The organism is Enterobacter cloacae complex sp. S2, from assembly GCF_015159675.1.
GTDB classification, from domain to species: Bacteria; Pseudomonadota; Gammaproteobacteria; order Enterobacterales; family Enterobacteriaceae; genus Enterobacter; species Enterobacter intestinihominis.
The window spans coordinates 1-1,150 of the sequence record NZ_JADDTS010000094.1; the positions used below are offsets into that span (position 1 = coordinate 1).

A 1,150-nucleotide genomic window follows, 5' to 3' on the forward strand; every position below is an offset into this window, starting at 1 on the left:
CATTGGTACTTATCATTATATGTATCAATGATATTAGTAGCTCGAAACCCCAATACAAAATTATGGAAGGCTCATGATATATTCTTCATCATTTTATCTGGACTAAGTGGTCCATTTATAATATTCATTCTAGCATCTACGCTCTTCAAATTTATAAATGATTTCAAAGATCAGATTAGCGTAAAATCTTTCATAAAATTTTACCTGCAACAACCATACATATTAATGATTATTTGCGCTTTGGTTCAGGGCGTGTCTATAATTCTTACGTTCAATGGTACTCGTTCAGCAGCCCCACTAGGATTCAGTTTTGATGTAATTTCATCTATCATATCATCAAATATATTTCTATTTACATTTGCCCCATGGGATATTGCAAGGGCTGGTTGGGATAATTTACTACTATCATATTTTTTAGCCGTGTCACTTTTGGCTTGCACGACCTTTGTCTTTGTAAAAGGCACATGGAAAATGAAGGTATTTGCAACCTTACCATTACTAATTATAATATTTTCAATGGCAAAGCCACAGTTGACAGATTCTGCGCCTCAATTACCGACCCTTATTAATGGACAAGGTTCAAGATATTTCGTCAATATACATATTGCTATCTTTTCTTTAATCTGTGTTTACTTGCTTGAGTGCGTAAAGGGGAAGGTGACGGTTTTATTTTTCAAATTATACTTGTCGGTTTTGCTATTCGTGATGGGGTGCTTGAATTTTGTAATCACCCCACTACCAGACATGAACTGGAAGGAGGGAGCTACATTGATTAACAATGCAAACACAGGCGATGTGCTTTCTATTCAGGTTCTACCACCTGGGCTAACACTTGAGTTAAGAAAGAAATAAATTCAACACTATTTTAGATAGGAAAAATCGAATATGAATATATCTTAAAAAAATGAAATGCAAGCAGAGGCCTACAATTGGCGATTAGATAATACGTCAATGAATGATTTCTAATATTAGAAACAACATTCATCTTGTATCTTATTAAGCACTTGTATGTAGGCCTTTGCAGTCTTTTAATTAGTTTGCTTAAACTTTTCAACCATAACGGGTTACCTTTTATTCTACCAGTTTGTACTTATAAATAAACCATATATAATTCGCCTATAATTATCAACTGCATCACTAGGGTCTATTG

At 33.9% G+C, this 1,150-nt stretch carries 1 protein-coding gene; it reads left to right on the forward strand.

The features are described from left to right. On the forward strand, window positions 1–852 hold an 852-nt coding region (locus IPZ49_RS22895; RefSeq protein ID WP_193762894.1), incomplete at its 5' end, for a glucosyl transferase. Window positions 853–1,150: the final 298 nt, after the last annotated feature.